This window comes from Paracoccus tibetensis (genome assembly GCF_900102505.1).
In the GTDB taxonomy this organism is placed as follows: domain Bacteria; phylum Pseudomonadota; class Alphaproteobacteria; order Rhodobacterales; family Rhodobacteraceae; genus Paracoccus; species Paracoccus tibetensis.
Map to the genome: position 1 here is coordinate 204150 of NZ_FMVT01000002.1, position 25932 is coordinate 230081.

The following is a 25932-nucleotide window of genomic DNA, read 5'->3' on the forward strand; positions in this document are numbered from 1 at the left end:
ACGGCGCCGGGCACGTCGCGCGTCGGAAAGAAGATCGGGGCGGCGCGGATGGCGCGCTGCGCCTATACGACCGGCAGAAGACTAGCCAGAGGTATAGCAGGGGGCGGATTCCCGGCGGGTCGGAAGACCTTTAGCCAATTTCCTCAACCGGAAGGCGCGAAGCTGTGGCAAGACATGCGGCAGCCTGCGGCCGACGACGCCGCGCATCCTGTCTGTCGTTTCCCGGAGTTGACCATGTCCCACCGCACCGTGATCGCGCCCTTCGCACTGATGGCCGCCCTCGCCATGCCCCTTGCTGCCGGCGCCGCCGAGCTGCTGACCGTGACCGGCCCGGCCGGCGTGCAGACCTATGACCTGCCGGCCCTCGAGGCGTTCGAGCCGGTAACCTTCGAGACCTCGACGATCTGGACCTCGGGCACGGCCAGCTTCGAGGGCGTGCCGCTGAAGGCGCTTCTCGACGCCGCCAGCATCGAGGAAGGCAGCGTGCAGGCCACCGCGATCAACGACTATGCCATCGACATCCCCGTGGCCGAGATCACCGACAGCTATCCTATCGTCGCCTACCGGATGAACGACGAGGTGATGTCGACGCGCGACAAGGGACCGCTCTGGGTCATCTATCCTTTCGACAGCGAGCCGTCGCTGCAGACCGAGGTGAACTACTCCCGCAGCATCTGGCAGCTGGACCGCATCGCCCTTAAGGAATGACCCGCGCCGCGGCCATGAAGGGGCTGATCGCCCACCTGCTGCCGGTGCTGGTCGCGCTGACCGTCAGCGTGCTGGCGGTCGTCGCCTGGAGCCACAATGCCGACATCCGCCGGCAGATCGAGGAGCTGGGCATCGCCAATTCGGACAGCACCCAATGGTCGCTGGCCCAGACCGAAGTGGAGGCGATGGCCCTGCAGCGGGCCATCCTGCTGCTGCAGGACGATCCCGCCGATGCCGACCAGGCCGACGAGCTGCGCAAGCGCTTCGACATCCTCTATTCGCGTCTTCAGACCCTGCGGACGGGGCGCACCTTTACGGGGCTGCGGGCGCGGACCGGCATCGTCCCGGCCCTCGACGAGCTTCAGGCGGCGCTGGACGGCGCGATCCCGGTCATCGACGGCGACGACGCGCTGCTCTTCGCCTCGCTCGACCGGCTGGCCGCGCAGGCCGAGGCGGCGCTTCCCCTCGTGCGGCAGATCTCGCTGGCCGGCGTGCGGCAGTTCTCCAGCGAGTCGGACCTGCGGCGGCAGGACGTGGTCAAGACCCTGTTCCAGCTGTCGCTGATGGTTGTTCCGCTGTTCCTCGTCCTCGTCGGCACAACGCTGGTCCTCTTCGTCATGGTGAACGCGGCACGGGTGCAGACCTCGCGCATCGCGGCGACGGGCGAGCGGATGCGCTCGCTCTTCGACGCCTCGACCGATGCCATCCTCTTCGCCCGGCCCGACGGGCGGGTGCGCGGCTACAACAAGGCTGCCGAACGCATCTATGGCTACGAGCCGGACGAGGTGATCAACGGCGACCTGATCGAGCTGCTGACGCCGCCGACGCAGCGCGACGCCGTGCGGGCGCTGCTGGCCGAGGTGCAGATGGGCCGCACCGGCGGCGAGGGCAGCGGGCCGGCGGTGATGCAGGCGACGGCGCAGCACAAGTCGGGCCGCGTCATCCCGGTCGAGATGTCCTGGTCCGTCGCCCATGACGACCGCGGCCCCCTGCTCGTCGCCTATGTCCGCGACGTCTCGCGCCGCGCGCAGGAAGAGGCCGAGCTGATCGAGGCCCGCGACCGCGCCGTCGCCGGCGAACGGGCGAAGGCGCGGCTGATCGCGGTCATGAGCCACGAGATGCGCACCCCGCTGAACGGCATCCTCGGCACGCTCGACCTCTTGAAGCTGACCGGGCCGGACGCGCGGCAGCGTCACTATCTCGACGCGATGGAGCAGTCCGGCCGGATGCTGCTGCGCCACGTCAACGACGTGCTGGACGCCTCGCGCGCCGACGGCGCCGCCACCGCCGCGCCGCTGGACCTGCGCGCCGTGGTCGCAAGCACGGTCGAAAGCCTGCAGGCCCATGCCGAGGCGCGGGGCAACCACATCACCATCGGCCTCGTGGGCGAGCAGGACGGTCTTCTTCTGGGCAACGCGCTCCAGATCGAGCAGATCCTCATCAACCTGATCGGCAACGCGATCAAGTTCACCGAGAACGGCAGCATCCACGTGGAGCTGGACCGCAGCGCCGGACCCGGCCAGGTCGAGCTGCGCGTCTCGGACACCGGCATCGGCATCGCCGAAGAGAACCTCGCCCGGATCTTCGAAGAGTTCGTGACGCTGGACGCCACCTTCGACCGCACGGCCGAGGGCACGGGACCGGGCCTGTCGATCGTCCGCAACCTCGTCGGCGCGCTGGACGGGCAGATCGACGTCGAGAGCGCCGTCGGCGAGGGCACCGTCTTCTCGATCAGCTTTTGCCTGCCGCAGGCCGCCTGCCCCGACACCACAGACGACGCCGAGCCGGCCGCGCCGCTGCCCGCCGCCTCGCGCAACCTGCACGTGCTCGTCGTCGACGACAACGAGATCAACCGCCTCGTTGTCTCGGACATGCTGCAGCATCTGGGCTGCGAGGTCGTGCAGGCGGCCGACGGGCTCAGCGCCTGCGAGATCGCGGGGGGCACGGTCTTCGACCTCATCCTCATGGACATCAGCATGCCGCGCCTCGACGGCACGGTGGCCGCGCAGCGCATCCTAGCCGAGGGACCGAACGTCGCGACGCCGATCGTGGCGCTGACCGCCCATGCCCTGCCCGAGGATCTCGCCCGTTTCCGCCGCGCCGGCATGCGCCGCGCGCTTCTCAAGCCCCTGCAGCTTCGCGACCTGACGGCGGTGCTGAACGACATCTGCGGCGCCGGGGCCGAGGAGCCGGTGCCTGCCGAACCCTCCCTGCCTCCCGGCCTCGGCCAGCGCATCGAGGACGAGCTGCGGACCGATCTCGGCGATCTCTGCCTTTCGCAGGAGGACGCGGCAGCGCGGGTGCACAGGGCTGCCGGAACGGCCGCACTCGGCGGCTTCAAGGAGTTGCACGGCCGGCTGATCCGGCTCGAGACGGCACTGCGGCAGGGCGCGGACCGGGCGATCCTGGTCCCGCAGCTGCGCGAGATCGTGGGCATCCTGCCCGGCGCGAAGGACGTCAGCAGATATCAGCGTCGTCTCAATGATTTGGAAACCTCGGGCTGCTACCCCTTGGACAGAAGCGCGGGGCGTGAGGTCATGCAATGAAGATCCTGTTAGCTGACGACCACGGCCTCGTGCGCGAGGCGCTGTCCAGCCTGCTGCGCAACGAAAGCCGCTTCGAGGTGACCGAGGTCGACTGCGTCGAAAGCGCGCTGGCCGCCGTCGAGGCCGCCGCCGAGCCGTTCGAGCTTGTGCTGCTGGACTACGACATGCCGGGAATGAACGGGCTCGACGGCCTGGCGCGCCTGCGTGCGGCAGTCGGCGGCAAGCCCGTCGCCATTCTGACGGGGACGACTTCGCCCGCCCTCGCGCGGCAGGCGCTGTCCGCCGGCGCCAGCGGCTTTCTGTCCAAGACCCTCAGCGGCCGGGCGCTGGCCGCGGCCATCGACTTCATGCATGCGGGCGGGGTCTTCGCCCCCTATGACCTGATGAAGGAGGAGACGACGGGCACCGGCGGCAATCTCACGCAGCGCGAGGCGGATGTGCTGGCGGGGCTGCGCCAAGGCAAGTCCAACAAGGAGATCGCGCGCGACCTCAACCTGCAGGAGGTGACGATCAAGCTGCACGTCAAGACCCTCTGCCGCAAGCTCGGCGCCCGCAACCGGACGCAGGCCGCGCTGATGGCCCCGGCCGACATCTAGCCGCCTTCCGCCAAGGCGGCCGCTTCCGCAAAGCTGCTCCCTTGCGCCCCCGCCGACCGGTTGTCCCCGCCCCGCCGCGCGGCTAGAGTGACGCCGCAACAGCGGGTGCCGGATGAGCGAGACGACCACCACCTACAGGGTTCTGGCCCGCAAGTACCGGCCCGAGACCTTCGCGGACCTCGTCGGCCAGGACGCGATGGTGCGGACGCTTAAGAACGCCTTCGCGGCCGACCGCATCGCTCAGGCCTTCGTGATGACGGGGATCCGCGGCACCGGCAAGACGACGACCGCCCGGATCATCGCCAAGGGCATGAACTGCATCGGCCCCGATGGCCAAGGCGGGCCGACCACCGAGCCCTGCGGCATCTGCGAGCATTGCGTTGCCATCGCCGAAGGGCGGCATGTCGACGTGATGGAGATGGACGCGGCCTCGCGCACCGGCGTTGGCGACATCCGCGAGATCATCGAATCGGTACACTACCGGGCAGCCTCGGCACGCTACAAGATCTACATCATCGACGAGGTGCACATGCTCTCGACCAGCGCGTTCAACGCGCTGCTCAAGACGCTGGAAGAGCCGCCGCCCCATGTGAAGTTCATCTTCGCCACGACCGAGATCCGCAAGGTGCCGGTCACGGTCCTGTCGCGCTGCCAGCGGTTCGACCTGCGCCGGATCGAGCCCGAGGTGATGATCGCCCTGCTGCGCCGCATCGCGGCCGCGGAAGGAGCGACGATCACCGACGAGGCGCTGGCCCTCATCACCCGCGCCGCCGAGGGCAGCGCGCGCGACGCAACAAGTCTGCTGGACCAAGCGATCAGCCACGGTGCGGGCGAGACGACGGTCGAGCAGGTGCGCGCGATGCTGGGCCTTGCCGATCGCGGCCGGGTCATCGACCTCTTCGAGATGATCCTGCGCGGCGACGCCGCCGCGGCCCTGACCGAGCTGCAGTCGCAATATGCGGACGGCGCCGATCCTGTCGCCGTGCTGCGCGATCTGGCCGAGGTGACGCACTGGATCTCGGTCTGCAAGATCACGCCGGACGCGCTGGACGATCCGACTGTCGCCCCGGACGAGCGCACGCGCGGCCGCGACCTGACCGATCGGCTGGCGATGCGGATCCTCTCGCGCCTGTGGCAGATGCTGCTCAAGGCGCTGGACGAGGTGGCGGCGGCCCCGAATGTCATGATGGCCGCCGAGATGGCCGTCATCCGGCTGACCCATGTCGCGGACCTGCCCGATCCCGAGGCGCTGATCCGCCGCGTCCAGCAGGCGCAGGCGGCCGGCGAATTCACGCGCGGGCCGGCCGCGCCCGCCGCCGCCGCCTCGGCCGGCGCCCCGCAGATGCGTGCCGCCCGACCCGCGCCGCGGCATGCCGCGGTCCCGTCCTCGGGCGCCGCGACGGCGCTGGCCGTGGCGCCTCAGCTGCTCGAGACCTTCCCCGACTTCGCGTCGGTCGTCGACCTGATCGCCCGGATGCGCGACATGACCCTCCTCGTGATGGTGGAACGCCATGTCGCCCTCGTGCGCTACAGCCCCGGCCGGATCGAGTTCGAGCCGCGCGGCAACGCCCCGGCCGATCTTGCGCAGCGCCTGGCCGAGCGGTTGCGCGGCTGGACCGGCGGGCAACGTTGGGCGGTGACGGTGGTCAACGACGGCGGCGCCCCCACCATCGCCGAAACGCGGCAGGCCGAGGCGCAGGCGGCGCGCGCGCGCGCCCTCGCCCTGCCCATCGTCCAGCAGGTGATGCAGACCTTCCCCGGCGCCCGGCTGACGACCGTCACCCGCGCCCCCGCGCCCGAACCGGTCGAAACGGCCGAGGGACAGGCAAACCCCCATGACGGAACCGAAGGCCCGGTGGCCGAGGTTGAGGAATGGGACCCCTTCGAGGATGAGGACTGAGCGATGATCAAGGGACTGGGCGGCATCGGCGACATGGCCAAGATGATGAAGGCCGCCAAGGAGATGCAGGACAAGATGACCCAGGTTCAGGAGGACCTGAACCGGATCACGGTGACGGGCGAGTCCGGCGCGGGCCTCGTCAAGGCGACCTGCACCGCCAAGGGCGAGCTGACCGCGCTGGACATCGACCCGTCGATCTTCGTGCCGACCGAGAAGGAGGTCGTCGAGGACCTGATCCTCGCCGCCATCAAGGAGGCGCAGCGCGCCGCCGAGGACCGCATGCAGTCCGAGATGGCGCGCGTGACCGAGGGGCTGGGCCTGCCCGCCGGCTTCAAGTCGCCCTTCTGACGCGATGGCCGCCGGCAGCGACGACATCCAGGCGCTGATCGCGCTGATGGCGCGGCTGCCGGGCCTCGGGCCGCGCTCGGCCCGGCGGATCGTGCTGCAGCTCATCACCCGCCGCGACAGCCAGATGATCCAGCTGGCGCAGCTTCTCGACCGTGTTGCCGCCGGCGCGCGCGAGTGCCTCACCTGCGGCAACATCACCGACCGCGACACCTGCGCGATCTGCGCCGATCCCGCCCGCGCGACGGGCGAGATCTGCGTGGTCCAGGACGTCGCGGACCTCTGGGCGCTGGAACGCGGCGGCGCCTTCCGCGGCCGCTACCACGTCCTCGGCGGCACGCTCTCGGCGCTCGACGAGATCGGCCCCGAGGACCTGCGGATCCCCGACCTTCTGACCCGGATCGAGGAGGACCGCACCGCCGAGGTCATCCTTGCCCTCCCCGCCACGGTCGATGGCCAGACCACCGCCCATTACATCGCCGATGCGCTCGCGGACACGGCGGTCGCCGTCACCGGCCTCGCCCAGGGCGTGCCCATCGGGGGCGAGCTGGACTATCTCGACGACGGCACCATCACCGCCGCCCTCCGCGCCCGCAGGCGCATATAGAAAGAGGCCGCGCAAACGCGCAGCCTCAGCCCTGCTTTGGTCCCGAAATATCCTGCAGGGGGTCCGGGGGACGCAAAGTCCCCCGGCCGCCCGCGGGACGCGGATCAGGCGTCCAGCTTCTCCACCTTCGGCGCGGTCTTGGCGATCTCGATCCGGCGCGGCTTCAGCGCCTCGGGGATCTCGCGCACGAGGTCGATATGCAGCATTCCGTCGGCATGGCTCGCGCCATCGACGCGGACATGGTCGGCCAGGGTGAACTTGCGCTCGAAGGCGCGGGTGGCGATGCCGCGGTGCAGGAAGGTCCGGCCCTCCTCCTCGTCCGCCTTGCGGGCCGAGACGATGACCGAGCCGTCGCGGACCTCCACGTCCAGATCGTCGGCGGCAAAGCCGGCCACGGCGATCGAGATGCGGTAGGCGTTCTCGCCGGTCTTCTCGATGTTGTAGGGCGGATAGGTCGGCGCGGCGACATCGGCGGACAGCGCGCGGTCCATGACATCGGCCAGGCGGTCGAAGCCGACAGAGGCGCGGTAGAGCGGGGTCAGGTCGAAGTTACGCATGGTTCTCATCCTCGGGTTCAAGCGATGTGAAGGCTGCCCCCCGATGATCCGGGCGGGCGGTCACCGACGCCGTTGCGGCCGCCGGTGACCCGAATCTAGGATGCGCGACGTCGGCTTCAAGACCCTTCAGGCAGGCTCCAGCGCGCGCGGCTTCGGCCCGCCCGTCGCCCAGTCCAGCAGCTCGACCGTGTGCACCACGGGCACATCCGTGCCGCCGCCGATCTGCATCATGCAGCCGATGTTGCCCGCCGCGATGACCTGCGGCGCGGTCGCCTCCAGCGTCTGGACCTTGCGGGCCTTCAGCTCGGCCGACAGCTCGGGCTGCAGGAGGTTGTAGGTCCCTGCCGAGCCGCAGCAGAGATGCGGGTTGGCCGGCTCGACCACCGTGAAGCCCGCACGGGTCAGAAGGTCCTTCGGCGCGCTGCGGATCCTCTGGCCGTGCTGCAGCGAGCAGGCCGAGTGATAAGCGACGCGCAGCGGATCGCCGGCCACCCGCTCGGGCAGGCCGAGCACCTCGAGAAACTCGCTCACGTCGCGCGTCAGGCCGGCGACGCGGCGGGCATCTGTCTCCATCGGATCGCCGGCGAAGAGGTGGCCGTAATCTTTGACCGTGGTGCCGCAGCCCGAGGTGTTGATGATCACCGCATCCAGCGGCCCCGCCGCCTCGGCCGCCAGAATCCGCCTGATGCTGTCCCGCGCCCGCGCCTTGCCGTCCTTGTCGTCGCCCATGTGCAGCGTGATCGCCCCGCAGCAGCCGAAAGCCTCAGGGATCACCACCTCGCAGCCCGCGCGGCGCAGCAGGCGGATTGTCGCGTCGTTGATGTCGGTGTTTAGCGCCCGCTGCGCGCAGCCGATCATCAGCACGACCCGCGCCCGGCGCTCGCCGATGGCGGCGAAGGTCTGGCCGTCATCGTTGCGGCTGACCGGGGGGACATGCTTCGGCGCCATGCCGATCATCGCCCGCAGCCGCCGGTCCGGCATCAGCCGCCCGAAGGGCCGCGCAATCTTGGCGCCCAGCAGCGCCAGGCGGAAGCGGCGAGGATAAGGCAGCACGGTCTTCAGCACCCAACGCAGCGCGCGGTCCATGAAGGGCCTGCGATAGGTCGCTTCGATATGCTCGCGGCCGTGCTCCAGCAGGTGGGCGTAATGCACGCCCGAGGGGCAGGTCGTCATGCAGCTGAGGCAGCCGAGGCAGCGGTCGATGTGCTTGACGGTCTTGGCGTCCGCCGGGCGGCCGGATTCCAGCATCTCCTTCATCAGGTAGATGCGCCCGCGGGGGCTGTCCAGCTCGTCGCCCAGCACCTGGTAGGTCGGGCAGGTCGCCGTGCAGAAGCCGCAATGCACGCAGGTCCGAAGGATCTTGTTCGAGCGCGCCGTCAGCGGATCGGCCAGCTGCTCGGCCGTGAAATGGGTCTGCATCAGGCCGTCCTTTGAAAGATGCCGCGCGGATCGAAGCGGGCGGCGAGGTCGCGGTCCAGCCGCGCGGTGACCGCGTCCTGCGGGGGCACGAGGCCGGGCGTGCCGGTGATCCGGCGGGCATGGCCCGAGAAGCGCGGCAGATCGAGGCTGCTGCCCTTGGGCAGGCGGACATGGATCAGCGCCCCGCCCCAGTCCAGCATCAGGGGGTGCGGCAGCTGGGCCAGCAGCTGCGGCGCCTCGCTCGGGCGGCAGAGGATGCGCCAGGTGTCCGCCTCTAGATCATGGGTATTTGGGCAACGAAGGAGCGGCCAGGGGTCGTCTTCGGTCCGGGTGACGGTGCCGAAGGGGGCGAGGCGGGCGGCAAGCGCCTCCGCGCGTTCGGCGACCGAGCCGGCGAGGCCCTCCAGCCGGATCAGCGCGCCGTGACCGGGCAGCCAGGCGGCGCCTGAGACGTCGAAGGCGCCGGTCAGGGCCGAGGTGAGGGCGGGGATCGCGCCCGGTGCGTCCAAGTCCGGCAAGGCCAGCGTCGCGCGGTGGGGCGGGATGGGGGCGGTGCGGAAGGTAAGCTCGGTCAGCACGCCGAGACGGCCGCGGCTGCCGGCCATCAGCTTGACGAGGTCGTAGCCGGTGACGTTCTTCATCACGCGCCCGCCGTTGCGGATCACGCTGCCCTCGCCATCGACTATGCGGATGCCGATCAGCGCGTCGCGCGCCGCGCCCGCCTGCACCCGGCGCGGGCCGGCGGCATTGGCGGCCACCACGCCGCCGATGGTCGAGGCGGGATCGCCCATCGCCTCGAAGCCCAGCATCTGCTTCTCGGCGGCCAGGGCCTCCTGCACCACCGAAAGGGGCGTGCCGGCGCGGACGCTGAGGGTCAGCGCCTCGGGCTCGTAGAGCGTCACGCCGGTCAGGCCGCGCGTGTCGAGCCGCTCGCCCGCGCCTTCGCCCGGCCAGAGGCGCGTGCCGCCGCCGACGACGCAGAGCGGGCCGCGGGCGTCGCGGATGATCTGGGCCAGTTGCCCCTCGGTCTCAGGCCACATGAACGGGCAGGCTCGGGGCAGGCGTGTTCAGGCGGCGGCTGCGGCGGGGTTCCGAGACGGCCAGCGGGAAGACCTTGGCGGCGTTCAGAAGCCAATGCGGATCGAAGGCGTCCTTGACGCGCATCTGCGCCTCGAGGTCGGGCGGATCGAACTGCGCCGTCATCAGGTCGCGCTTCTCGATGCCGACGCCATGCTCGCCGGTGAGGCAGCCGCCGACCTCGACGCAGAGGCGCAGGATGTCGGCGCCGAGCGCCTCGGCCCGGTCCAGATCGCCGGGCGTGTTGGCGTCATAGATGATCAGCGGGTGCATGTTGCCATCCCCGGCGTGGAAGACGTTGGCGACCTTGAGGCCGTAGTCATGGGACAGCTCGCCGATCCGGTTCAGCACCAGCGGCAGGGACGAGACCGGGATCGTGCCGTCGAGGCAGATGTAGTCGCCCATCTGCCCCATCGCGCCGAAGGCCGACTTGCGGCCCAGCCAGATGCGGCGGGATTCGTCCTCGGACTTGCTCTCGCGGAACTCGACCGGGTCGAAGCGCATCGCGATCTCGCGGATGAGGGCCAGCTGCTCGTCGATCTCGGGCGGCGTGCCCTCGACCTCGACGATGAGCAGCGCCTCGCAGTCGGGATAGCCGGCGCCGGAGTGACGCTCGGTCGCGACGATGCAGGGGCGGTCCATGAACTCGATGGCGACGGGGATGATGCCGGCGCGGATGATGGCGGCGACGCAGGCGCCGGCGGTCTCGCTGCTGTCGAAGCCGACCAGGACCGGGCGCGCGCCGGCGGGCTTGGGCAGGATCTTCAGCGTCGCCTCGGTGACGATGCCCAGTTGCCCTTCCGAGCCGCAGACGACGCCCAGCAGGTCCAGCCCGGCCCCCTCGCCCATCGGGCCGCCCAGCTCGACCACCGAGCCATCCATCAGCACGACGGTCACGCCCAGAAGGTTGTTCGTGGTGACGCCGTATTTCAGGCAATGCGCCCCGCCCGAGTTCATGCCGATATTGCCGCCGATGGCGCAGGCGAGCTGGCTGGAGGGATCGGGCGCGTAGAAGAAGCCCAGGTGATCGACCGCCCCCGAGACCGACAGGTTCGTGCGCCCCGCCTGTACGCGGACCAGCCGGTCCTCGGGCGAGATCTCCAGCACCTCGGTCATGCGCGAGAGGCCGATGACCACCGCATCCGTCGTCGGCATCGAGCCGCCCGCAAGGCTGGTCCCCGCCCCACGCGGCACCACCGGCACCCGCAGGTCGTGGCAGAGGCGCAGAAGGCGCGAGACCTCCTCGGTCGTCCGCGGCAGGACCACCGCCAAGGGCGCGCAGCGATAGGCCGAGAGGGCGTCGCACTCATAGGCGCGCGTCTCGGCCGGATCATCGATCACGGCGCCGGGCAGCGCGGCGGCCAAAGCCTCCACGATCTGCGTGCGCCGGGACAGGACGCCCGCGTCGGGAATGGGAAGTTCGATCATGGCCCGCCTCCTCCTGATGCCCGCCGGCCTTTGCGGACCTGCCGACGATAAGGGTGCGGCCCCCCCCTTTCAAGCCGCCGTCCCCCGCCCTACAACAAATGTCATGAGCCAAGACCTGCTGTTCTCGCTGCGCCTCCCGCTGCCCGATCTCGTCGCGGTCGCGCTGCTCTTCGTCACCTGGCTGGGGATCGGCTGGCTGACCGAGCGTCCGCCGGCGGGCCGCCCCTCGGTCTCGGTGCTGATGGTGCGGTTCCGGCGCGAATGGATGCGGCAACTGGTCGCGCGGGACAATCGCATCTTCGACGGCAACATCCTGGCCAGCCTGCGCGAGGGGACGGCCTTCTTCGCCAGCGCCTGCATGATCGCCACCGGGGGGCTTCTGGCGCTGATCGGCAATGGCGAGCGGCTGCGCGGAATCGTGCAGGAATACGAGTTGGAGGCCGTCGCCGGCACCGCATGGGAGATGCGGCTGCTGGTGACGATGTTCTTCGTCGTGAACGCCTTCCTGAAGTTTGTCTGGGCGCATCGCCTGTTCGGCTATTGCGCGATCATGATGGCCTCGGTCCCGAACGAGCCGCATCACCCGGCCGCCGAGGCGCGGGCCATGCAGGCCGCCGACCTGAACATCACGGCGGCGCGCAGCTTCAACGCCGGGCTGCGCTCGGTCTATTACGCGCTCGCCTCGCTGACGTGGCTGGCGGGGCCTTGGGCGCTGATGATCGGCACGGCGGTCGTGCTGTTCGTGACCTGGCGGCGCGAGTTCAACTCGACCTCGCGCGAGGTCATCCTGCGATCGCTGCCGGCGCCCGAGCTGTCCGATCATGCCAGACGGCCGCTGTCAGAACGACAGCCCCCGCAGCCGTAAGCAGCACGCCCACGACACCCGGCGCGCGCCAGCCCCAGCCCGCTGCCAGCGCAAGGCCGGCGAGATAAGGCCCGAGCGCGTTGGCCGCGTTGAACGAGGCATGGTTCATCGCCGCCGCCATGTTCTGCGCCCGCCCGGCGACATCCATCAGTCGCGCCTGCAGCGGGATCACCAGCCCCGCCCCGGCGGCCAGCAGGAAGGACGAGATCGCCATCAGCACCCAGTTCCCGACCGCCGCCGCCGCGAAGGCCTGCGTCACCGCCATCAGCGCCAGGCTCAGATAGGCCCCCCGCCACGGCCCGAGCCGGGCGGTGTAGCGCCCCGCCCCCCAGATGCCGAGCGTGCCGCCGACGCCGAACACCGCCAGCGCCAGCGGGATGCCGTAGGCCGGCGCGTCGGTCGTCGCCAGCATCGCCGCCGTCAGAAAGGCGTAGGCGCCGAAGAAGCCGCCGAAGCCCACCGCGCCCACGGCCAGCAGCCACAGGACGCGCGGGTTGCTCAGCGCCTTCAACTCGTCCAGCGGCCGGGCATGGGGATCGCCGCCGACTCGCGGCGCGACCTTCAGGATCGCCGCGGCCGAGACCAGCGCGATCACGCCCGGCAGCGCGAAGCCCCACCGCCAGCCCATCTCCTGCCCCAGCCAGCCGGCCAGAGGCACGCCGAAGATGTTCGCGACCGTCAGCCCCAGCAGCACCTGCGCCGCGCCCTGCGCGCGCCGCTCGCGCGGCAGGGCATCGGCGGCATAGAGCATCGCGATCCCGAGGAAACCGCCATGCGGCAGCCCGGCGAGGAAGCGCACGGCCGTCAGGCTGGCAAAGCCCGGCATCAGCGCGGCCGTCAGGTTCATCACGCCGTAGAACCCCATCAGCGCCGCCAGGAACCGCCGCCGCGGCAGCCGCGCCCCGATCATCGAGGTGATGGGCGCCCCGATCACCACCCCGATCGCATAGGCGCTGATGACATGCCCCGCCTGCGGGTCACTGAGGCCGAGCGCGTCGCGGAAGAAGGGCAGTAGCCCCATCGCGGCGAATTCGGACGTGCCGATGGCAAAGGCGCCGAGCGCCAGGGCGAGAATGGCGGGCGTCATGCTGCGGGGCTGGGTCATGGATGTCCTGTCGGCGCGAGGGTCATGATGGCCCTAACACCAGCTTGGCGGCGCCTTGGCAAGCACGCGAGGCGGCAGGCTGCCTTGCATCCCGTGCAAGATCCGACCCGCGTCAGCCCCGTGCACGCAGGACGGTCAGCCAGATCGCCAGCGCTGCAAGAAGCAGCAGCGTCAAGGCCAGCCGCGAGGCAAGGCTGACCGCGCGCCCCTGCCAGCGGCTGATCTCGCCCAAGGGTCGCAGATGAGCGGCCAGCGCCGCGTGGTCGCGCGCCAGCCGGTCCAGCGGCAACTGACGGGCGATGCGGGGCTGGCTTGCCAACCGGTCCGCCCGAGCCAGCCGCTGCGCCGGATTGCGCAGCCGGCCCGGCAGCGCGCCGCCGCGACGGCGCAGCATCGCCTCCAGCGTCGGGCGCTCGCCGCGCTGCGCCCCGCCGAGCCGCGAGGCCATCAGCGCCGCGATCTCGTCGGCCAGCTCTCGGATCTGCTCGAAGTTGCGGGTCGGGCGGCTCATGGGACGAGCCTAGACGGGATGGCGATGCCGCGCCAGACGCTCTAGTCTCGCGCCATGAAGCTGAATCGCACCAGTGCCGGGCCCGAGAGCGGCCTTCCCATCCTTCTGGTCCACGGCCTCTTCGGCCAGGCCCGCAACCTCGGGGCGCAGGCCCGCCGGCTGGCCGAGACGCGGCCGGTCGTCAGCGTCGATTTGCGCAATCACGGCGAAAGCCCGCACGACCCGGATGCCGGCTATGCGGCGCTGGCCGCGGACCTGGCCGAGGTGATCGAGGATCTGGGCGGACGCGCCGACGTGGCCGGGCATTCGATGGGCGGCAAGGCGGCGATGGTGCTGGCGCTGACGCGGCCGCAGCTGGTCCGGCGGCTGGCGATCATGGACATCGCGCCCGTCGCCTATGCCCATGACCAGACGCCCCATATCGACGCGATGGAAGCGCTGGAGCTCGGCGGCCTCGACCGCCGCGCCGAGGCCGATCGCGGCCTAGCGGCCGGCGTGCCCGACCGCGGCACCCGCGCCTTCCTGCTGCAGAGCCTCGACCTGAAGTCCGATCCGCCCGCCTGGCGGCTGAACCTGCCCGCGCTCAGGACGCACATGCCGGCGATCGTCGGCTGGCCGGAAGGGCTGCCCGAGGCGAACTTCGGCGGGCCCGTGCTCGCCATGCGCGGCGCGCGGTCCGACTACGTCACGGCCGAGGGCGAGGCCGCGCTGCGCCGCCACTTCCCGCAAATGCGGCTGGTGACGCTGAAGAACGCGGGCCACTGGCTCCATGCCGACGCGCCCGAGGCGGTGGCCGACACGCTGGCGGCCTTCTTCGGCGACGGGCGCGGCTGAGCGCCCGTCCCGGCACCGCTTCGGCGGTCAGTCCGTCGTGTCCGCCTGCTGGTCGGCCAGCCGCTCGGCCAGCGATTCGGCGCGCGCGGCCAGTTCCGCCATCGCCTCCTTCAGATCGGCCGGGATCACCGGGACCTCGACCCGCGCAGGGTTGGCCTGAAGCCGCGCCAGGTGCCGCTCGGCGCGCTCGGCGCGCTCTTCCATCGTGTTGAAGCGGTCGGCCAGCATCAGCCCGGCCAGCAGCAGCAGCCGCGGCTCGGGCACGCGGCCCGCCTGCTCCAGGATCTTGCGGGCCTCGCCGTCGAGGACCTGCGCGGCCTTCTGCAGCAGCCGCTCCTCGCCGTCGGCGGCTCCGACACGGTATTCCTTGTGCCCGATGGTGAAGTCGACATCCGCCATCAGCTCTCTCCGTCCTTGCGTTCGCCATCCTCGGCCAGAAGACGCTCCAGCTCGGCCATGATGTCGCCCATCTGCGTCATCTCGGCGGTCCGGGCGGCGCGCAGCGCCTCGATCTCGGCCTCGAGCGCCTCGCGCGTCTCGTCGGCGCCGATGCCGCCGGTCTCCTGCGCCTCGATCAGCTGGCGGTTCGCCGCCATCAGGTCCTCGTTCGCCGCCGCGAGGCGCGCCGCCTGCTCGGACAGGGTCTGCAGCCGCGCGCTCATGTCCTCCGCCTGCGCCGCCGCCAGCTGCGCCTGAAGGGCATCGCGCTCGGCCGTCAGCGCCGCAAGCTGCCGCGCCGCGGCCGGGCTGCCCGTCTCGAGAAGCTGGTCGATCCGGTCGAGCGCGGCACTGAGCCGGCGTTCGCTGGCGGTGATCTCGGTCATGCAGCCGATCCCTTTCGCGTGGTTTCACCGTTTCTCGCATCGCATCGGCGCCATGACAAGAACGGGCGGCCGGCTGCCGGCCGCCCCGCCCGCGCCGGCGACTTCCCGCCGCCCGCCGCATCTTGGCGGGCCGCACCGCGCGCCCTATAAGGCGGCCACAGGAAAGGGACCCCCATGCGCCAGGCGACGATCACCCGCACGACCTCCGAGACCGAGATCGAGGTCACGCTGAACCTCGACGGCACGGGCGTTTACGACAACCGGACGGGCGTCGGCTTCTTCGATCACATGCTGGACCAGCTTTCGCGCCACTCGCTGATCGACCTGACGGTGAGGGCCACCGGTGACCTGCACATCGACGACCACCACACGGTCGAGGATACCGGCATCGCCATCGGCCAGGCGCTGACGCAGGCGCTCGGCGACAAGCGCGGCATCCGCCGCTACGGCAGCTGCCTTCTGGCGATGGATGATGCGCAGGTGCGCTGCGCGCTGGACCTCTCGGGCCGGGCCTTTCTCATCTGCAACCTCGACATGCCGACCGAAAAGATCGGCGCCTTCGACACCCAGCTGGTGCGCGAGTTCTTCCAGGCCCTCTCCAGCCACGGCGGCATCACGCTGCATATCGACCGCCTGCACGGCTTCAACAGCCACCACATCGCCGAGGCCGCCTTCAAGTCCGTTGCCCGCGCCCTGCGCGAGGCGGTCGAGCCCGACCCGCGGATGGAGGGCGCCCTGCCCTCGACAAAAGGCGCGCTCTGATGCGCGTCGCGCTGATCGACTACGACAGCGGCAACCTGCACTCGGCGGAGAAAGCCTTCCAGCTGATGGGCCGCGACGCGGGGGCCGAGATCATCGTGACCTCGGACCCCGACACCGCGCTGAAAGCCGACCGCATCGTCCTGCCCGGCGACGGCGCCTTCCCCGCCTGCCGCGCCGCACTGGGCGAGGTCGACGGCATGGCCGAGGCGCTGCGCGAGGCCGTCCTCAGCCGCGGCACCCCCTTCATGGGCATCTGCGTCGGCATGCAGATGCTCGCGACGACCGGGCACGAATACCGCGAGACCCCCGGCCTCGGATGGATCGGCGGCGAGGTGCAGGCCATCGCCGCCCCCGGCCTCAAGGTCCCCCACATGGGTTGGAACGACCTCGTCATCGACCGCCCCCACCCGGTCCTAAGCGGCATCGCCACCGGCGATCACGCCTATTTCGTCCATAGCTGGCAGTTCCAGGTCGCCGATCCTGCCCACCTCCTGGCTCATGTCGACTACGGCGGCCCCGTCACCGCCATCGTCGGCCGGGACAACATCATCGGCACCCAGTTCCACCCTGAAAAGTCCCAGGCCATCGGCCTCAGGCTCATCGCCAACTTCCTGCGCTGGACCCCCTGACGCTTTTTCGTTGCCCAAATACCCCAGGGGGTGAATTGGCCGGCACGGCCAAGAGGGGGCGCGTGCGCCCCCTTCCGTCTGGACGCCGCCGCCCCGATCCGCTTCTTTGTCGGAAAAGAGGACATCCATGGACGATCTGGAACGCCGCATCGCGCAGGCCCGCGGAGACGCGCCCGCCGATCTCATCCTGCGCGGCGGCCGCGTCTTCGACCTGATGACGGGCGAGATGCTCGCGGGCGATGTCGCGATCACCGGCACCCGCATCGCCGGGATCGGCAGCTATGACGGCGCCCGCATCCTCGACGTCACGGGCCTCACCCTCGTGCCCGGCTTCATCGACACGCATCTGCATGTCGAAAGCAGCCTCGTCACCCCGTTCGAGTTCGACCGCTGCGTCACCCCGCGCGGCATCACCACCGCCATCTGCGACCCGCACGAGATCGCCAACGTCGTCGGCCCCGCCGGCATCCGCTACTTCCAGGACGCCGCGCAGCACCTCCTCATGGACCTGCGCGTCCAGCTCTCCTCCTGCGTCCCCTCGACCGACATGGAGACCTCCGGCGCGCGCATCGAAGCCGCCGACCTCGCCCCGCTGATGAACCATCCGTCCGCCATCGGCCTGGCCGAGTTCATGAACTACCCCGGCGTGATCCACCGCGACCCCGCCGCCTTGGCCAAGCTGCGCCTCTTCGAGAACGGCCATATTGACGGCCATTGCCCGCAATTGACTGGCCGCGACCTCAACGCCTATATCGCCGCCGGCATCCGCACCGAGCACGAGGCGACCACCGCCGAGGAGGCGCTGGAGAAACTCCGCAAGGGCATGCGCGTCCTCATCCGCGAAGGCTCGGTCAGCAAGGACCTTGACGCCCTCGCCCCCATCCTGACCGAGCGGACCAGCCCCTACCTGTGCCTGTGCACCGACGACCGCAACCCGCTGGACATCGCCGAACATGGCCATCTCGACTACATGATCCGCCGCCTGATCGCCCTCGGCACGCCGCCGCTGGCTGCCTACCGCGCCGCCTCGCTCTCGGCGGCGGAAGCCTTCGGCCTCAAGGACCGCGGCCTCATCGCGCCGGGCCTCCGCGCCGACATCGTCGCCCTCGACAGCCTCGAGAGCTGCCGCGCCCAGCTGGTCCTCGCCGCCGGCCGCGTGGTCGATGCCGAGGCCTTCGCCGCCCGCGGCCACGTCCCGGCCGTCGGCCGCGGCTCGGTCAAGGCCCCGCCGCTCACCGCGGACAGCTTCCGCTGCGCCGGCAACCGCGCCGAGACGCCGGTGATCGGCGTCATCGAGGGCAAGATCATCACCCGCCACCTGACCGAGGAAATCGCGCCCGAGGACGGCGACAAGCGCCCCGATCCGGCGCGCGACCTCGCCCGCATCGCCATCATCGAGCGCCACGGCCGGAACGGCAACATCGCCACCGGCTTCGTGCAGGGCTTCGGCCTTCAACGCGGCGCCATCGCCTCGACCGTCTGCCACGATCACCACAACATCGCCGTGGTCGGCATCGACTACGACGACATGGCGCTTGCCGCGACCCGCCTGACCCAGATCGAGGGCGGCTTCGTCACCGCCGAGAATGGCCGCATCACCGCCGAACTCGCGCTTCCCGTCGCCGGCCTCATGAGCCTTCAGCCCTTCGAGACCGTCGAGGCCGCCCTGCGCGAGCTTCGCGCCGCCGCCCGCAGCCTCGGCACCCAGCTCGAGGAACCCTTCCTCCAGCTCGCCTTCCTCGCGCTGCCGGTCATCCCCGCCCTGAAGATCACCGACCGCGGCATGGTCGATGTGGAAAGCTTCCGCCTCCTGCCCTGACCATCTTCTGTGCCGAAATATCCGCGGGGGTGAATTGGCCGGCACAGACAAGAGGGGGCGGCAGCCCCCTTGTGCGCTTAGGCCCCCGCCCGGGCGCGCTCGGCTGCGGCAATGGCCTGCGCCACCGCCTCCTCGATGCTCAGATCGCTCGTGTCCAGCACCAGCGCGTCCTCGGCCGGCCGCAGCGGCGCCACCGCGCGCTCGCTGTCGCGGCGGTCACGCTCGCGCAGCTCGCTCAGGATCGCGGCCGCGTCCGCACCCAGCTCGGCCGCGCGCCGCGCCGCGCGGACCTCGTCCGAGGCCACGACATACAGCTTCAGCGCCGCATCCGGGCAGATGACCGTACCGATGTCGCGCCCGTCCAGCACCGCGCCCGGCGGCTGGAGGGCGAAGCGCCGCTGGAACTCCACCAGCGCGGCGCGGACCTCGGGGATGGCGGCGATGCGGCTGGCCGCCTGCCCCGCCTCGGCCGAGCGCAGGTCCGGCCGTTCCAGGTCCTCGGGCCCGAGCGTCCGCGCGGCGGTGACTGGATCCCCGCCCTTGACCGCCGTCGCGCGGTAGAGAAGCCCGGTGTCCAGGTGATGAAGACGCAGCCGCGACGCCAAGGCCCGCGCGATCGTCCCCTTCCCCGAGGCGGCGGGACCGTCGATGGCAATCACGAAAGGCATGGCAGGCTCCGTCAGGTCATGCCGTCCCATGCCATGCCGCGCCCGCGCTCGTCCAGTACCACCCGCCGAAAGGTCAACGCGAATGGCTAGTGCACGAAAGTATTGCTTGGCAAATGTTAGCCATGTCTGCCAGTTAATGCTCCCTACGCATTAACGAATCAACTCATTTACAATGATCGACGAATGGCTCGAGCGGCTCACGTCCTGTGAAGAGACCTCCGCCCTGCACGGAGCGTTCTTCGAGGCCATGGCCCATTTCGGCTTCAACAACGTCTTCTACTCGGCCCGCTTCCTCGTGCCGCTGCCCTCCTCGCTGACGCAGGGGCACGCGGTGACCGTCACCAACCTGCCGCCCGACATCGCGCGGCAATTCACCGACAGCGGGGTCATCAGCCAGTCGCTCTGGGCGGACTGGGTCTTCAACAACAGCGGCGAGATCTCGTCGCGCGAATTGCTGGCCAGCGCTTCGGACGCCGCGCCCACGCAGATGCTGCGCATCGCGCGGCGGCTGGACCTGGTGGCGGCGCAGATCCTGAGCCTGCGCGATCGCGAGCTGCGCAGCCACGGCGCGCTGCTCCTCAATCCCCATGTCGGGGCCGAGCACGAGGACGTGGCGCGGCTCTGGTCCATCGGCGGTCGGCAGGTGCGCGTGCTGGCGCGGGTCTTCCACCTCAGGATGGCGACGATGCGGCGCGACACGCGGAAGGTCCTGACGCCGCGCCAGCGTGAGGTGCTGGAATGGCGCTCCGCCGGCAAGACCATCGCCGAGATCGGCACCATCCTCGGCGTCACCCCCGCGACGGTCGAGAAGCACATGCGCCTCGCGCGCGAGGCGCTTGGCGCAGAAACGACCGCGCAGGCTATCCTGAAGGCGCATGTGGCGCAGGAACTGTTCCCCGATCACGACAGGCAGAACCCATTCGCATGACCGGGTAAGGGTTTACGGACTTTCGCCCGGCTCTTCGGCCACGCACATGAAAGAGGTTCCGTGAGTGGTGACACGCAAGTGTCAGGAACCTGCAGCGGCTGCCTCGGGTGTTGCCGGGCGGTCGCGGCAGTCGGACCCCGGTCCGGGCGGGCTGCCGGCGGACATGTCCGCCCGGCAGCCCTGCCCGCCCCGGTCACGCTGGCCGAAGGTCCAACACCAGCCGACCTCCAGAACGCAAGATGCCAGCCCGGAGGCTGGCATCTGCAACTTCATCGTGGCGAGCGCCGAGGATCAGGCGCCGCTGAGGGTCTTGGCGACCTCGGCCGCGAAGTCCTCTTCCTTCTTCTCGATGCCTTCGCCGACCATCACGCGGGCATAGGCCGTGATCTCGACGCCGGCTTCCTGCGCCGCCTGCTCGACCGTCTGGTCGGGGTTCATGACGAAGGCCTGGCCCAGCAGCGTGTTCTCGGCCACGAACTTCTTCATCCGACCCGGGATGATGTTGTTCTGGATGACGGCCTCGGGCTTCGGCTTGGCCGAGCCGGCATTCTCTTCCAGCGCCTTGGCGGTCTGGACCTGCAGCTCGCGCTCCAGCGCGGCGGGGTCCATCGTGGCTTCCGACAGCGACACCGGGTTGGTCGCCGCGATGTGCATCGCGAACTGCTTGCCGACCGCCTGCGCCTTCTCGGTCGGGCCGGACAGCGCGACCAGCACGCCGATCTTGCCCAGACCGTCGGCGGCGGCGTTGTGGACGTAGGAGACGACGGTCTCGCCTTCCAGCACCTGCACGCGGCGCAGGGTCAGGTTCTCGCCGATCCGGGCAATGGCGCCGGTCACGACGTCCGAGACGGGCTTGCCGTTCAGGTCGGCGGCCTTCAGCGCCTCGATGTCGCCGGCGCCGGCCAGGGCCACGCCCGTGATCTCGCGCACGAGCTGCTGGAAGTCGGCGTTCTTGGCGACGAAGTCGGTTTCCGAGTTGATCTCGACGGCGACACCGCGGCCACCCTCGACCTGCACGCCCACCAGGCCCTCGGCGGCGACGCGGTCAGCCTTCTTGGCGGCCTTGGCGAGGCCCTTGGTGCGCAGCCAGTCGACGGCGGCGCCCATGTCGCCATCGGTCTCGGTCAGGGCCTTCTTGGCGTCCATCATGCCTGCGCCGGTCGTCTCGCGCAGCTCTTTCACCATCGCAGCGGTGATTGCCATATCCGTCTCCTCTGTGTTCAACGCATCAGGCGGGGCATATCCCCGCCTGACGACAATTCGATGAAGTCGCGCGGCTGGCGCGCTCAGGCTTCCGCAGCGGCCGGCTCGTCCAGCAGCTCTTCGGGCGCATCGGCCAGCGAGCCCAGATCGACGCCCGCGGCGCCCATCTGCGCCGACATGCCGTCCAGCGCGGCGCGGCTGGCCAGATCGCAATACAGCGCGATGGCGCGGGCGGCGTCGTCATTGCCGGGGATGATGTAGTCGACGCCGGCGGGCGAGCAGTTGGTGTCGACGACGGCGACGACCGGGATGCCCAGCTTCTTGGCTTCGGCGATGGCCAGGTCTTCCTTGTTCACGTCGATGACGAACAGCAGGTCCGGCAGGCCGCCCATGTCGCGGATGCCGCCAAGCGAGGCTTGCAGCTTGGCCTGCTCGCGCTCGAGCTGCAGGCGCTCTTTCTTCGTCAGGCCCTCGGCGCCGCCGGCCATCGTCTCGTCGATCGCCTTCAGGCGGTTGATCGACTGGCTGACGGTCTTCCAGTTGGTCAGCGTGCCGCCGAGCCAGCGATGGTTCATGTAGAACTGCGCCGATTTCTCGGCAGCTTCGGCGATGGCCTTCTGCGCCTGACGCTTGGTGCCGACGAAGAGGACGCGGCCGCCCTTCGAGACGGTGTCGCGGATCACGGTCAGCGCCTGGTCCAGCATCGGGACGGTCTGGGTCAGGTCAAGGATGTGGATGCCGTTGCGCTCGCCATAGATGAACTCGCCCATGCGGGGGTTCCAGCGTTGCGTCTGGTGGCCGTAGTGAACGCCAGCTTCAAGAAGCTGACGCATGGAGAAATCGGGAAGCGCCATAACGTGTTCCTTTCCGGTTTGCGCCTTGGCAGGGGATCTCAGGGCGATTGCCCCAACCGGTGGACGTCTTGCGGATGTCTCCCGCAAGGGCCCGCCCCTGCCTGTGAAGTGCGTGCGCCATAGCCCCAAGCGGCGGCGGATGCAAGCCCCCTTGCGCCGTGTCAGCGGTAACGGCGGCCTTGCATCGCGGGGCCGCGGGGGGCAGTTTGCGGGGCAAGCCAGCAAGAGGTGCCCTGATGACCCCCGAACTGCAATCGCAAAAGACCCGCAGCCTGTGCCGGCTGGCCCCGGTGATCCCGGTGATCGTGATCAAGGATGCGGCCGCGGGCGCGGACCTGGCGCGCGCGCTGGTCGCAGGCGGGCTGCCGGTCCTCGAGGTGACGCTGCGCTCGGAGGCCGCGCTGGACGCGATCCGCGCGATGTCGGCGGTCGAGGGCGGCCATGTGGGGGCGGGCACCGTGCTGACACCGGACGATGCGCGCCGGGCCAAGGACGCGGGCGCGACCTTCGCCGTCTCGCCCGGCCTCACCGACCGCCTGATCGACGCCTGCGCCGAGATCGAGCTGCCCCTTCTGCCCGGCGCCGTCACCGCCTCCGAGGTGATGCGCGCCGCCGATGCGGGCTTCGACATGCTGAAGTTCTTCCCGGCCGAGGCCGTGGGCGGCGCCCCGGCGCTGAAGTCCCTTGCCGGTCCCCTGCCCCGGATCAGCTTCTGCCCTACCGGCGGCGTCACCACCGGCAACGCGGCCAGCTACCTGTCGCTGCCGAACGTCGTCTGCGTGGGCGGCAGCTGGATCGTGACCGATGCCGACGTGGGGAGCGGCAACTGGCAGGCCATCGAGACCCGCGCCCGCGAGGCGGCCGCCCTCAGGCCGTGACCGACCTTCGGCGCGCGCGTCGCAACGCGGCGATCCTCGTCTTCGCGCAGGCCATCCCCGGCGCGCAGATGTCAGTGGTCTTCATCATCGGCGGGCTGGCCGGCATGGCGCTGGCGCCGCATCCCTGCCTTGCCACCCTGCCCGTCTCGCTGATCATCCTCAGCTCGGCCCTGACCGCGCGGCCGATGGGCCGGCTGATGCAGCGCCGCGGGCGGGTGGCGGGCTTCATGCTGGCCGTGCTGGGCGGAGGGCTGGGAGGCGCGGTCTCGGCGGCGGGGCTGTGGCTCGGCTCCTTCACGCTGTTCCTGATCGGGGCGCTGCTGACGGGCGTCTACATGGCCGGGCAGAACTACTACCGCTTCGCCGCCACCGACACCGCGCCCGAGGACTACGCCCCCCGCGCCATCAGCTTCGTGCTGGCCGGCGGGCTGGTGGCGGCGGTCCTGGGGCCGATGCTGGTGCGCGTGACGGCCGACCTGACCGCGGCGCCGTTTTTGGCAAGCTATCTGGCGGTGATCGCGCTGAACCTCGTCGGCCCGTTCCTCTTCGCCTTCCTCGACATCCCGCGCCCGCCCGCCCCCGCGCCGGGCGAGAGCCAGGGCCGCCCCATGGCCGAGATCCTGCGCGATCCCGCCATCGTCGTCGCGATCATCTGCGGCATGGTCACCTACGGGCTGATGAACCTGGTGATGACCTCGACGCCGCTGGCGGTGGTCGGCTGCGGCTACGCGCCCGCCGATGCGGCCAACATCGTCAGCGCGCATGTGCTGGCCATGTTCGCGCCGAGCTTCGTCACCGGCCACCTGATCGCCCGCTTCGGCGCCGCGCCCATCGTGACGCTCGGGCTGATGATCCTCGCCTCGGCCGGTGCGGTGGCGCTGTCGGGGGTGGAGCTGACGCAGTTCTACCTAGCGCTGGTGCTCTTGGGGATCGGCTGGAACTTCGGCTATATCGGCGCAACCGCGATGCTGACCCGCGCCCATTCCCCGGCCGAGCGGGGCCGCGTGCAGGGGATGAACGACGCCATCGTCTTTGGCGGGGTGTTCCTGGCCTCGCTCTCCTCGGGCGGGCTGATGAACTGCGCGGGCGGCTCGGCAGTGGCGGGCTGGCAGGCGGTGAACCTTGCCATGCTGCCCTTTCTGGTGCTGGCCGGCGGGGCGCTGATCTGGCTGGTGCTGCGCCCGAAGGCGGCGTGAGAGCCGGGGGCATTCTGCCCCCGGACCCCCTGAGGATATTTCAGGACCAAAGCAGGCTAGAGGAGGGTCTTCTGCTCGGGGGCCGGTGTCGTGCGGCGCTTCGGTCTGGGCGCGGCCTCGGGGCGGGCGTCGATGCGGCCGTCGGCGAACTCGATCTGGAACTGCGCGGTCGCCGCAGCTGCCGCGGCGCTGGTCAGAAGGTGCTCGGGGCCGTGGATGACGGCGAAGCCGCGCTTCAGGGTCTCCGTATAGCCAAGCGTCAGGCGCATCCGGTCGAGCCGGCCCAAAGCTTCGCTCCGCTGCGCCTGCCCCCGCCGCAGGGCAGCCGTCAGGCGCGCATCGAGGTCGGCAAGCTTCGCCTGCTGCTGGGTCATGGCCCGGCGCGTGCTCGCCGTGACGCGGGCGAGCGAGCGGTCCAACCGCTCGTGCAGTTGTGCGAGGCGGTCCTGCGGGCGCTCGAGCCGGCGCTGGCGGGCGGCGTCGAGGCGCCCTTCCAGCCGGTCGAGGCCGTGGCGCTTGGCGGCGGTGAACTGGCGCAGGGTCGCCGCCGGAATGGGACGGGAGGCGAGGCGGTGGCGGCGCGATTGGACAAGCTGGCGCAGCGCAGGCTCTAGCCGGGCGCCCTGCAGGTCGAGGCGCTGGCGCGGCCCTTCGGTCAGGGTCGCCGGCCGGCCCATGGCGCGGGCGAGGTCGCGCAGGCGCTGGCGGCGCCGCTCGGTGCCCTGCGCCCGGCAGCGCAGGATGCGACTGCCGGCCTCGGAGAGGCGCAGCGCCAGTTCGGCCCGGACGGGCACCGCCATCTCGGCGGCGGCGGTCGGCGTCGGGGCGCGGCGGTCCGAGGCGAAGTCGATCAGCGTCGTGTCCGTCTCGTGGCCTACGCCCGAGATCAGCGGGATGCGGCTGGCGGCGGCAGCGCGGACGACGATCTCTTCGTTGAAGCCCCAGAGATCCTCGAGGCTGCCCCCGCCCCGCGCGACGATCAAGAGGTCCGGGCGCGGGATGGGGCCGCCCTCGGGCAGCGCATTGAAGCCGTGGATGGCGGCCGCGACCTGCGGCGCGCAGCCCTCTCCCTGCACGGCGACGGGCCAGATCAGCACGTGCATCGGGAAGCGGTCGCGCAACCGGTGGAGGATGTCGCGAATCACCGCGCCCGATGGCGAGGTGACGACGCCGATCACGCGCGGCAGGAAGGGCAGCGGGCGCTTCCGGTCCTGATCGAACAGCCCCTCGTCCGCCAGCGCCTTGCGACGCTTGTCCAGCATCGCCATCAGCGCGCCGGCGCCCGCCAGCTCGATCTGGTCGACGATCATCTGGTATTTGGACTGGCCCGGAAAGGTCGTCAGGCGGCCGGTGGCGATGACCTCCATCCCCTCTTCGGGGCGCTGGATCAAGCGGGCGGCCTGGCCCTTCCAGGTGACGGCGGCGAGGCAGGCGCGGTCGTCCTTGAGGTCGAAATAGAGATGGCCCGAGGAGGGGCGCGAGACGCGGCCGACCTCGGCCCGCACCCGCACGCGACCGAACTGGTCCTCGATGCTACGCTTCACCGCGCCCGACAGCTCGGAGACGGTGAATTCATGCGCGTTGCTGCCCGGGCTGGGCTCGTCGTCGATGAGGTCCATGTCGCTTGTTCCCTTCCGGGCGGCAGACTAGAACGCCGGCAAGTCAAGCGAAAG

The 25932-nt window shown here is 70.5% G+C and carries 26 protein-coding genes; 14 read left to right on the top strand and 12 right to left on the bottom strand.

Annotated features, from left to right (window positions below):
* The first annotated feature begins 234 nt into the window (after positions 1 to 234).
* The 6 genes from BLP73_RS03715 (at position 235) to recR (ending at position 6702) form a co-directional block, all read left to right on the top strand.
* Positions 235 to 708, top strand: a complete 474-nt coding sequence (locus BLP73_RS03715) for a putative pterin-binding protein (RefSeq protein WP_245686540.1) — start codon at positions 235 to 237, stop codon at positions 706 to 708.
* On the top strand, positions 705 to 3254 hold the full coding sequence (locus tag BLP73_RS03720) for a hybrid sensor histidine kinase/response regulator (protein ID WP_090740419.1): 2550 nt from the start codon (positions 705 to 707) through the stop codon (positions 3252 to 3254). Before BLP73_RS03715 ends, BLP73_RS03720 begins: the two co-directional genes overlap by 4 nt.
* On the top strand, positions 3251 to 3850 hold the full coding sequence (locus tag BLP73_RS03725) for a response regulator (RefSeq protein WP_090740423.1): 600 nt from the start codon (positions 3251 to 3253) through the stop codon (positions 3848 to 3850). Before BLP73_RS03720 ends, BLP73_RS03725 begins: the two co-directional genes overlap by 4 nt.
* A gap of 112 nt (positions 3851 to 3962) precedes the next feature.
* On the top strand, positions 3963 to 5750 hold the full coding sequence (locus tag BLP73_RS03730; protein ID WP_090740425.1) for a DNA polymerase III subunit gamma/tau: 1788 nt from the start codon (positions 3963 to 3965) through the stop codon (positions 5748 to 5750).
* Positions 5751 to 5753: 3 nt separating this feature from the next.
* Positions 5754 to 6098: a YbaB/EbfC family nucleoid-associated protein gene (locus BLP73_RS03735; protein WP_090740427.1), complete on the top strand. Its 345-nt coding sequence runs from the start codon at positions 5754 to 5756 to the stop codon at positions 6096 to 6098.
* Between the two features lie 4 nt (positions 6099 to 6102).
* Complete coding sequence (gene recR / locus BLP73_RS03740) at positions 6103 to 6702, top strand: recombination mediator RecR (protein ID WP_090740430.1); 600 nt, start codon at positions 6103 to 6105, stop codon at positions 6700 to 6702.
* 104 nt (positions 6703 to 6806) lie between these two features.
* Here recR and BLP73_RS03745 read toward each other — a convergent pair whose 3' ends face one another.
* The 4 genes from BLP73_RS03745 to BLP73_RS03760 all read right to left on the bottom strand — a co-directional run bounded on the left by BLP73_RS03745 (position 6807) and on the right by BLP73_RS03760 (position 11183).
* Positions 6807 to 7259, bottom strand: a complete 453-nt coding sequence (locus BLP73_RS03745) for an Hsp20 family protein (protein ID WP_090740432.1) — start codon at positions 7257 to 7259, stop codon at positions 6807 to 6809.
* A gap of 126 nt (positions 7260 to 7385) precedes the next feature.
* The gene (gene glcF, locus BLP73_RS03750; protein ID WP_090740435.1) at positions 7386 to 8678 is read right to left on the bottom strand and encodes a glycolate oxidase subunit GlcF; all 1293 of its coding nucleotides are present in this window, start codon (positions 8676 to 8678) and stop codon (positions 7386 to 7388) included.
* Positions 8678 to 9718, bottom strand: coding sequence for an FAD-binding protein (locus tag BLP73_RS03755; RefSeq protein WP_090740437.1), 1041 nt, complete (start codon positions 9716 to 9718; stop codon positions 8678 to 8680). Before BLP73_RS03755 ends, glcF begins: the two co-directional genes overlap by 1 nt.
* A complete protein-coding gene (locus BLP73_RS03760) occupies positions 9708 to 11183 on the bottom strand; it encodes an FAD-binding oxidoreductase (protein WP_425415683.1) in 1476 nt (491 codons plus the stop codon). The genes BLP73_RS03755 and BLP73_RS03760 overlap by 11 nt, the downstream gene beginning before the upstream one ends.
* Positions 11184 to 11286: 103 nt before the next feature.
* Between BLP73_RS03760 and BLP73_RS03765 the strand changes: the two genes are divergently transcribed.
* The gene (locus BLP73_RS03765) at positions 11287 to 12048 is read left to right on the top strand and encodes a DUF599 domain-containing protein (protein WP_175453226.1); all 762 of its coding nucleotides are present in this window, start codon (positions 11287 to 11289) and stop codon (positions 12046 to 12048) included.
* On the opposite strand, the gene BLP73_RS03770 is transcribed toward BLP73_RS03765, so the two are convergent.
* The gene (locus BLP73_RS03770) at positions 11966 to 13153 is read right to left on the bottom strand and encodes an MFS transporter (RefSeq protein WP_090740439.1); all 1188 of its coding nucleotides are present in this window, start codon (positions 13151 to 13153) and stop codon (positions 11966 to 11968) included. The genes BLP73_RS03765 and BLP73_RS03770 overlap by 83 nt on opposite strands.
* Positions 13154 to 13265: 112 nt before the next feature.
* The gene (locus BLP73_RS03775) at positions 13266 to 13664 is read right to left on the bottom strand and encodes a hypothetical protein (RefSeq protein WP_090740441.1); all 399 of its coding nucleotides are present in this window, start codon (positions 13662 to 13664) and stop codon (positions 13266 to 13268) included.
* Between the two features lie 54 nt (positions 13665 to 13718).
* On the opposite strand from BLP73_RS03775, the gene BLP73_RS03780 reads away from it, so the two are divergent.
* A complete protein-coding gene (locus BLP73_RS03780) occupies positions 13719 to 14498 on the top strand; it encodes an alpha/beta fold hydrolase (protein WP_090740443.1) in 780 nt (259 codons plus the stop codon).
* A gap of 27 nt (positions 14499 to 14525) precedes the next feature.
* Here the strand turns inward: BLP73_RS03780 and zapA are convergent, their stop codons facing one another.
* Positions 14526 to 14897 carry a cell division protein ZapA gene (zapA, locus tag BLP73_RS03785; protein ID WP_090740445.1) on the bottom strand — a complete coding sequence of 124 codons (372 nt, stop codon included), beginning with the start codon at positions 14895 to 14897 and terminating at the stop codon, positions 14526 to 14528.
* Positions 14897 to 15322 (bottom strand): hypothetical protein, encoded by a 426-nt coding sequence (locus BLP73_RS03790; protein WP_090740447.1) that lies wholly within the window; start codon positions 15320 to 15322, stop codon positions 14897 to 14899. The genes zapA and BLP73_RS03790 overlap by 1 nt, the downstream gene beginning before the upstream one ends.
* A 174-nt stretch (positions 15323 to 15496) precedes the next feature.
* Here BLP73_RS03790 and hisB point away from each other — a divergent pair, with 174 nt between their 5' ends.
* The 3 genes from hisB to ade all read left to right on the top strand — a co-directional run bounded on the left by hisB (position 15497) and on the right by ade (position 18532).
* The gene (hisB, locus tag BLP73_RS03795; RefSeq protein WP_090740449.1) at positions 15497 to 16084 is read left to right on the top strand and encodes an imidazoleglycerol-phosphate dehydratase HisB; all 588 of its coding nucleotides are present in this window, start codon (positions 15497 to 15499) and stop codon (positions 16082 to 16084) included.
* A complete protein-coding gene (gene hisH, locus BLP73_RS03800; protein WP_090740451.1) occupies positions 16084 to 16713 on the top strand; it encodes an imidazole glycerol phosphate synthase subunit HisH in 630 nt (209 codons plus the stop codon). The genes hisB and hisH overlap by 1 nt, the downstream gene beginning before the upstream one ends.
* A gap of 127 nt (positions 16714 to 16840) precedes the next feature.
* Entirely contained in the window at positions 16841 to 18532 is a 1692-nt protein-coding gene (gene ade / locus BLP73_RS03805; protein ID WP_090740453.1) for an adenine deaminase, read from the top strand.
* Between the two features lie 77 nt (positions 18533 to 18609).
* Here the strand turns inward: ade and BLP73_RS03810 are convergent, their stop codons facing one another.
* Complete coding sequence (locus BLP73_RS03810; protein WP_090740455.1) at positions 18610 to 19200, bottom strand: (d)CMP kinase; 591 nt, start codon at positions 19198 to 19200, stop codon at positions 18610 to 18612.
* A 172-nt stretch (positions 19201 to 19372) separates the two neighbouring features.
* Here BLP73_RS03810 and BLP73_RS03815 point away from each other — a divergent pair, with 172 nt between their 5' ends.
* On the top strand, positions 19373 to 20128 hold the full coding sequence (locus BLP73_RS03815) for a helix-turn-helix transcriptional regulator (protein ID WP_090740457.1): 756 nt from the start codon (positions 19373 to 19375) through the stop codon (positions 20126 to 20128).
* A 291-nt stretch (positions 20129 to 20419) separates the two neighbouring features.
* Here the strand turns inward: BLP73_RS03815 and tsf are convergent, their stop codons facing one another.
* Positions 20420 to 21331, bottom strand: a complete 912-nt coding sequence (tsf, locus tag BLP73_RS03820; RefSeq protein WP_090740459.1) for a translation elongation factor Ts — start codon at positions 21329 to 21331, stop codon at positions 20420 to 20422.
* 83 nt (positions 21332 to 21414) lie between these two features.
* A complete protein-coding gene (rpsB, locus tag BLP73_RS03825) occupies positions 21415 to 22185 on the bottom strand; it encodes a 30S ribosomal protein S2 (protein WP_090740461.1) in 771 nt (256 codons plus the stop codon).
* Positions 22186 to 22421: 236 nt separating this feature from the next.
* On the opposite strand from rpsB, the gene eda reads away from it, so the two are divergent.
* Both eda and BLP73_RS03835 read left to right on the top strand, forming a co-directional pair.
* On the top strand, positions 22422 to 23063 hold the full coding sequence (gene eda / locus BLP73_RS03830; protein WP_090740463.1) for a bifunctional 4-hydroxy-2-oxoglutarate aldolase/2-dehydro-3-deoxy-phosphogluconate aldolase: 642 nt from the start codon (positions 22422 to 22424) through the stop codon (positions 23061 to 23063).
* Positions 23060 to 24259, top strand: coding sequence for an MFS transporter (locus BLP73_RS03835; protein WP_090740465.1), 1200 nt, complete (start codon positions 23060 to 23062; stop codon positions 24257 to 24259). Before eda ends, BLP73_RS03835 begins: the two co-directional genes overlap by 4 nt.
* Before the next feature lie 56 nt (positions 24260 to 24315).
* Here the strand turns inward: BLP73_RS03835 and xseA are convergent, their stop codons facing one another.
* A complete protein-coding gene (gene xseA / locus BLP73_RS03840; protein WP_090740467.1) occupies positions 24316 to 25878 on the bottom strand; it encodes an exodeoxyribonuclease VII large subunit in 1563 nt (520 codons plus the stop codon).
* Positions 25879 to 25932 lie beyond the last annotated feature (54 nt).